Raw genomic sequence first — 7,612 nt, forward strand, 5'->3', positions numbered from 1 at the left:
CGCATTACATTTTTTCAAGGGTTCTTTGAGTACTCTTTTTTTTGCACTTTTTGGAGGTTTTCCCAAAAGTTATCCACAATTTTTATTTTAGCATTTCACAAGCCCCTAAAATAAACTACTAAAAGTTCTATAGATATTGATCCATTATAAAAGTATAACCCAATTCTATATTTGGTTCAACGTACTAAATGTAGTGTTTCCATGTAAATATTGCACAAATTTAGAAAAGCCAATAAAGCTACTTATAACTTTTAATGTTATAGGTGGTTTTATTCATTATTACTTGACGATATAAAGACATTAAATTATACTTATTATAACATGTAAAATAAGTTTGAATTTATTAATAGGGAATGCCACCTCATCATTTTATGTAAATAATGGTCGTAGTCCCAGCTATGTTGAACTGCTTAATTTTATTAAAGATAAATAATAATGATTTATGAAGGAGTGTATTAGTGTCTATTAAAAAGTATTATGTAATGGAGTTTACTCATGTTGATTTAGCTTGGAAAAGAGACGGGGCTGAAATGGCTGAAATGCTTGAGGTGTTCATCATTCGTTTATTAGATGGATTGGATCATAATCCGGAATATAAATATGTTATAGAACAAGCGGCTCATTTTCGTAATTTAAAAAAATGTCGTCCTGATTTAATTGAAAGACTAAAGGTTTATGTAAGACAAGGAAGAGTTGAAATGGTTGGGGGAATGGCATCTACACTAGAAACAAATATTCCAAACGGTGAATCCTATGTAAAGAACCAGGTCATTGGTTTAAAATGGGTTAAAGAAAACTTTGGTGTTGATATCAAGACAGGATGGCTTATGGATACTTTTGGTATTAATGCACAGATTCCTCAAATTTTAAACCAATTTGGTATAGAAAATCTTATGGCTTGCAGATTTGGTGGTAGAAAATACCATCAAAGGTTCATATCAAAAGGATTAGATGGTAGCCAGATATATATAGTAGGTGGTGATGTATATTCTGGATATTTAAGGCCTGAGGAAACCGCATCCACATGCTACAGAGATTGGGGTTATATTGATAAGACATTTTCAAGGGCAGATAAATTAGAAGGGGAAGGTCCATTTTTTGTGTCATTGTGCACAGAAAATGAACTTCTCATAAGTAAGCACTCCCTTAAATGCATTGATTATCGTAATAAGGAAAGAAAAAATGAAGAATGGAAATTGGCAATGCCATACGAGTACTTTAATGCAATTAGAAAAGCAAAGAAAGATTGGCCAATTGAAGATGGTGATTTAAACCCAGAATTTACTGGTACATTTTCTTTAAGAACTATTATTAGAATAAAAAATAGGGAGGTAGAAAATTTACTACTTGAAGCTGAAAAGTGGGCATCAATTTTAAATTGTTCTGGTTGGGAGAAGAAACTTGAAAATTCATGGTGGAATATGGCATACAATCAGTTCCACGATGTGTTTACAGGCTCACATCCTACGGAAGTATTCCTAAAACTTATGAGTATATTTGATAATGTAGAAAAAACAGCACAAGAGATATTAGGAGAGTCATTTGATACAATATTACCAAAACTCTCAGTGGATAAGGACAAGTTAACATTAACAGCTTTCAATGGATTACCATGGATTCGCAGTGATATAATAACAGTGCCTTTGACACCATCAATGGAAGGTGTTTCAAAGGTTACTGCGAATAAAGAAAATCTATCATTTGAAATTAAAGATGGAAATCTTAGAATACATGCAATGATGCCCCCGATGGGTACAAAGAATTTTCTAGTAGAAAAGGGCGGTAAGAAAAGTATTGAAAAATATGAGGTCGAAACAACAACAATAGAAAATGAGACTATTCTTATTGAATTTGATAATAAATATGGGCTAAAGAGATTGGTGTGGAAAGATACAAATGAAATTCTTATGGAAAATGCAGGGGATTTCCTGGTCGTTCAGCAGGATAATGGTAATTTTCAAATTGAGGAGCCAGCTTCCTCAGAAGTAGCAGCAGAATCAGGGAAAATAAGTGTGTTTAGACTTGATCCATCAGATTTGGGTCAGAGCGTTATGTTATCTGGTGAATTCCCACAATTGCCTTGGGCGGAGGGAAATAACAAACTTACATGGGAAGCTGAATTTATGCTTTTAAAAGGAAAACAAAGGGTTGACTTGAAACTGAGGATACACTGGAAAGGTGAAGCAAGTCGTATAAGGCTTAAACTTTCTACGGAGATTGATACATCTTCAGGAATTTATGAAATACCTTTTGGAACGGTACGTCGTAAGCCTTATGGAGTAACGGGAACTGCCAGGGGAGAATGGCCTGCTCACAGGTTTGTAGCCATAGAAGACAAGATTTATGGTTTAGCACTTATAAATAGAGGAACTGTAGGAGTAGAGGTAAATGGTGGTACAATTTTAAATACTTTGATAAGGGCTCCAAAATCAGAATATGCTGGGATGGTTTCTGATGATACCTCATCACAACATGGTGATCATGAGTTTGATTTTGCAATTGTACCATATGCAGGGTCATGGAAAGAAGCACCGGTTGTAGCTGCGGCTCAAGAGATAAATAATCCAATACATGTAGTCCTAAGAGAAGGGGTCATGGATGCTGACACAAAGGAGGAGGCATTCCTTAAATTGACTCCTGAAAATTTAGTGCTTTCAGCAGTTAAGGCAACAGATGATGATATAGATGAACTTGCTATACGTATTTATGAAACAGCAGGGCAAGCTACGATTGCTAGATTATTTGTTAAAGATTGTAAGAAAGCATGGCACTCAAATTTAAAAGAAGAAAAATTTGAAGAACTTTTATGTATAGATGGAAACATAGAGTACCCTGTTAAAGCATTTGAAATAAAGACTATAAGAATTAAGAGAAATTAATTATACTAAATGAAAAAGAAAACCGCTTAGTGAAAATACACTAAGCGGTTTTCTATTTTATTCAACTTTCGTTATTTTTGAACAGTGTAGAAACGTTCCTACTTCCAATTTTTTTGCTACAGCTAAACAATTAGCTAAAAGCTGCAATGGTGCAATTTCATTAATAGGTGCCAGAAATTCAGAGCATGGTTTTTGCGAAATAACTAGAATGTTTTCATTAATAATCTCCGATTCACGATTTGTTACTAATATTACTTTTCCATGAAGTTTAGCTATATCTAAAGCCAAACCTACATTTAATTTATAGGTTTGTCCATCTGGAGCAAATATTAAGGCTAAAAAATTTTCATTAACCATCTCAAGTGGACCATGTCTAAATTCAGAACTTTCAAAATCTATGCTAGGATATTTTGCGAGTTCTCTTATAAATAGAGCACCAGAATGAACTGAGGTTAAAGAGTATCCTCTACCAATAATGCAACAGTAGGTGGGATTTTTAATGAAGTTATTTATTAAGGAACTTGTTTGTTTATATGAAGTTAAAAAGTCTTCAAGGTCATCTATTGATTTACTAACCTCCTCTATAAAGTGCTCAGATAACTGTCCAACTAATGCCTTTGACAATAGGTTTGATATTATTAATGATGCTAGGTAAGTCCTAGTACTTACTGCTTCCTCATCAGGTACATTTAAAATAAGTTTATAGTTTCCTCGTTTGCCTAAAATACTATTAGCATTATTAGTTATTGCAATTACAGTGATACTATCAGGTATGTTCTCAATAAGTTTTACAATCTCACCACTTTCACCAGATTGTGATACAAGAACCAAAAGAGTATTTATATTAATGGAATCTAGCTCATAATGAAGCAATTGGCTTGCTGAAATAACAGTTGATATATAACCATTTTGATTTAGTAAAGAACTGGCTGCGCAATTACAGAAATGAGAGCTTCCCATTCCAGAAAAAATTATCTTCTCAAATTGACATACGTCAAGTTTGTTCATTGTTTTGATGCTACCACTTGAAATTAAAGTTTGTAGTGAATTCCTTAAGCTAACTGGTTGGTCTAATACATCCTTTAAAAAATTATTCATAATAGCCTCCATTATTTTTCGAATTTATATAATACATGAAATTAGGTTGTTAAATTAAATGCTTTACATTGTATTTATTATACTTATTATAACTATAATAATAAGTATAGATTAAAACTTGTATGGTGTCAAATTCAAATACCACAATTATTATTATAAATAGTATCTGAGTGTATGATACTATTTAACTTGTAAAATAACACACTTAATTTTACATTAAATTATATAAAATGTGTAACCAAGATTAAATCTTAATTGACAATGATAAGAAGCTAGTTTAATCTATTATTAGTATACTTATAATAAGTTGAAAAGAGGAAATAAATGGCAAAGATAGTTCGGAATACCATGCAGATTAGAAGTTATAATACTAAAAAAATTATTGATTATTTGCGGTTTAGTATACCTGCTACTAAAAAAGAAATTTCTGATAATCAGGGACTTAGTTTTGCGACAGTATCAAATTTATGTAACGAATTAATTAAAGATGGTATATTGGGTATTAATTCATCCTTAAACTCAAATGGGGGTAGAATTCCCGGGCTAATTTCAATTATGCCATTGGTAAAGCTTACATTAGCTATCAATCTTTCTCAGGATACTGAGGTTGATTTAGCGCTAATAAATTTAAAAAATGAAGTTATTGCAGAGAAAAGAATAAGTGTTTTTGGACTTCTTACAGCAGAGAGTATTATTGATGAACTTTATAAGCACTCAGACAATATGATAGAGGAGCATAATATTGATTGGAGTTATTTACTTGGACTTGGGGTAGCTGTGCCAGGGATATTTTTTAAGGACAATAAGACTATAATTAATTCAACAAATGGATTGTATGAGGATAAGCCATTAAAAGATATGTTTGAAAGAGTATTTGGGTTGCCTACATACATTGAAAACGAGTCAAATTTACTTGTTACCGCAGCATCATTATATGATCCTAAAGAATTTAAAACTAAGAATTTAATATATATTTTTACAGGAGAAGGTCTTGGTACTGGAATTATTACTCAAGGAAATCTTGTTACAGGTAATAGTGGATTAGGTGGTGAAATAAATCATATGCCTATTGGAGAAAAAGGTTTTAAATGTTACTGTGGCAGTATAGGTTGCATAGAAACTGAATTATCCAAAAAAGGATTTTTAAAAAAATACTATGGGACTGAATTCCTTAGCAAAAATTATGATTTTGACACATGGGAGAATTTTATTTTCCAGGTGGAAGCTGGCCAAAAAAAAGCTATCGAAGTTATTGTTGAAAATGGGAAATTATTTGGGAAACTTATTTCTATTTTAGTTAACATTTTTGACCCAAAGATCGTATACATGGGCGGGATAACAGAAAGAATTTTTGGATATTTGTATCCTAGCATGATAGAAGAAGTACAAAGTAGGTGTAGTTTAGATAAGTTTCATAATTTTTCTGTTTGTAATAGTAAGAGTTACAAGAACTTAATTTATCAGGGGTGTTCTGAACTAACTATTAAACAGTGGGTGCCGTAATGAACCTGCTGAATTTGCGGCGTTAACAGAAATTAAGTTTAAGGCAATGATATTAAAGGTATGTAATAAAAAAAATAGTCATTATCTTAAGATGGTGTTGATTAACTAACTCAATATATTTAAAATTGGAAGGATGGTGAATACTATTATAGTTCATAATAATGGTAGTTTGATATGAAGAGTAAAAAATTTATAGTAACAGGTATTCTAAATAATGAAAATAGTTTTTCCTGCAAAGGATACGAGGATGATAATGAAATTTTGAATGTGACTTCATCTCGTGACACAGATTCATATGAGTTAAAGCTTGGAACGGAGTTTTTAATGCAATATTTAGAGAATAAAACAAATGATGTTGAATTGATTTTGGAGCATAATATTGTTACGAGTGGTGAAATACCTGTTCTCTATTGCTATCCTAAAAGTGATAAACCTTTACCCGTTGTTATTTTTGCACATGGTATGTTTGGAGATAAAATTATTGATTTACATAGAGGTATTGTTCTGGCACAGGAAGGTTTTTTTGTAGTGCTTGCAGATGCTAGGTTTCATGGTGAACGTATTGTAGAGAATTATAGTCAATATTTTTATGAAAATGATAAGGTTGTAAATTGCAAAAAGTTTCTTGAAGTTATTAAGGGCACGTCGGAGGATATTTCTAAAGTTATAGACAATTTAAAGGATGATCGCCGCGTAGATTTAAACAGGATTGGTATGTCTGGAATATCAATGGGAGGGTACGTAACTTTCTTAACGCTAGCAAATGATGATAGAATCAAGGTAGCAGCTCCAATGCTTTCTTCACCTGATTGGGTTTTTAATACTGAGAAAATAGAGCAAGACAAATATGATGAGGAGTTAAAGGAAATTATTAAAATAAATAATCCAATAAATAATTATAAAAGAATAGCATCAATTCCGCTCCTTATACAAAATGCTATTGACGATCCAACAATATCTATAAATGGAGTAAGACAGCTAATCCAAACAATAAATAAAGATCATTCAGAAATTGAACAAAAATATAGTTTAATTGAATACCCTAATATAGGTCATGAAGTTCCAGATATAATGATTGATAGGATCATACAATGGTTTAAGAAATACTTGTAAAAATATGTACAAGCATTAAGTATTCATAATTTAGACACCTCAATACTCTTATGTGTATTGTTAAAACAGTAAATTAATATATTTAGTATAGCTATTTCGAATAGATTTAAATTTATAGTAAGTCTACATTCAGATTATATCAATTAGAGAAAAGAACAGGCCGTAGGTAGATTAATTAAGGAGGAGTAAATGGACGCAAAGTTAAACGATAATCAATTACAATATCATATTGGTAAAGTGCAAGATGTTTCCAAGTTACAAGTACCAAATTCAAAACGTATTCATTTTGGATGGTTGGCAGTCCCTGTAGTGGAGTCCAATTCAAATGATACTTTGAAGTTTTTTTGGTCAGAGAATCCACTTATTGATGATTCAGTTAGGTTTAGAATTACTATAGCATTAGATGTAAGAGAGGAAAAGCTAATACAAGTATTTCTTATTAATTCAGGACAAGTGATAGGTGAATTCGATATTAGATATGCACATGTTTTTGAAATTTTCGAAATAGAAATCAAAGAGGAATATGCTGTAAATGTTTTCAAAGAAGGAATCGGACTAAGGATGCTAAAGGGAAGCCAACCTCTATGGATATTTTCCAGTACTAATCCAGAGGCAGATGAATTATTTTCTCCTCATATACTTGTAAATAAAGAAACCGATAAATTAGAAAAGTTCTATAACCGCATGTTTTCTTTAGCTTCTATTCAACCATTTGGATGGATGGAAGGTTGCGTTCTAGACGGATTAATGGACCTTGGGGATGGGTTATACAAAGAAAAAGCAAATGATACAATTAAAAAACATATTAGTTTATTTTTCGATGATAACAATAATATGAAATATGAAAACCCAAGAAGTGAAGCTGTGGATGGAACAATATATGGTATTGAGAATACATTGGTTTTTGCAGTGTAGTGCGTCAAAATATAGCTTTATGAAACTGCATTCCTAAGTCAAATTATAACTATAATACTAATTATTATCTAGTGGTTATTTGCTTTTTTACTAAGCAGATTATT

General features: G+C 31.6%; 5 protein-coding genes. 4 read left to right on the forward strand and 1 reads right to left on the reverse strand.

Annotated elements, in window-relative coordinates:
- The first annotated feature begins 458 nt into the window (after positions 1–458).
- Complete coding sequence (locus KPL55_RS24900) at positions 459–2,879, forward strand: glycoside hydrolase family 38 N-terminal domain-containing protein (RefSeq protein WP_216309454.1); 2,421 nt, start codon at positions 459–461, stop codon at positions 2,877–2,879.
- 57 nt (positions 2,880–2,936) lie between these two features.
- Here the strand turns inward: KPL55_RS24900 and KPL55_RS24905 are convergent, their stop codons facing one another.
- Complete coding sequence (locus KPL55_RS24905; protein WP_216309455.1) at positions 2,937–3,977, reverse strand: SIS domain-containing protein; 1,041 nt, start codon at positions 3,975–3,977, stop codon at positions 2,937–2,939.
- Between the two features lie 324 nt (positions 3,978–4,301).
- Between KPL55_RS24905 and KPL55_RS24910 the strand changes: the two genes are divergently transcribed.
- From KPL55_RS24910 to KPL55_RS24920, 3 genes are all read left to right on the forward strand, one after another.
- The gene (locus KPL55_RS24910) at positions 4,302–5,480 is read left to right on the forward strand and encodes an ROK family protein (RefSeq protein ID WP_216309456.1); all 1,179 of its coding nucleotides are present in this window, start codon (positions 4,302–4,304) and stop codon (positions 5,478–5,480) included.
- Positions 5,481–5,654: 174 nt separating this feature from the next.
- Entirely contained in the window at positions 5,655–6,593 is a 939-nt protein-coding gene (locus KPL55_RS24915) for an alpha/beta hydrolase family protein (RefSeq protein ID WP_216309457.1), read from the forward strand.
- Positions 6,594–6,782: 189 nt separating this feature from the next.
- A complete protein-coding gene (locus KPL55_RS24920; RefSeq protein WP_216309458.1) occupies positions 6,783–7,508 on the forward strand; it encodes a hypothetical protein in 726 nt (241 codons plus the stop codon).
- The last annotated feature ends 104 nt before the right edge of the window (positions 7,509–7,612 follow it).

The sequence above is a fragment of the Clostridium lacusfryxellense genome, assembly GCF_018861735.1.
In the GTDB taxonomy this organism is placed as follows: domain Bacteria; phylum Bacillota; class Clostridia; order Clostridiales; family Clostridiaceae; genus Clostridium_AD; species Clostridium_AD lacusfryxellense.

Excerpts from the sequence above, each read along its gene's own strand:
- KPL55_RS24905 (WP_216309455.1), bottom strand. The coding sequence starts at position 3,977 with ATGAATAATTTTTTAAAGGATGTATTAGACCAACCAGTTAGCTTAAGG.
- KPL55_RS24910 (WP_216309456.1), top strand. The coding sequence starts at position 4,302 with ATGGCAAAGATAGTTCGGAATACCATGCAGATTAGAAGTTATAATACT.
- KPL55_RS24915 (WP_216309457.1), top strand. The coding sequence starts at position 5,655 with ATGAAGAGTAAAAAATTTATAGTAACAGGTATTCTAAATAATGAAAAT.
- KPL55_RS24920 (WP_216309458.1), top strand. The coding sequence starts at position 6,783 with ATGGACGCAAAGTTAAACGATAATCAATTACAATATCATATTGGTAAA.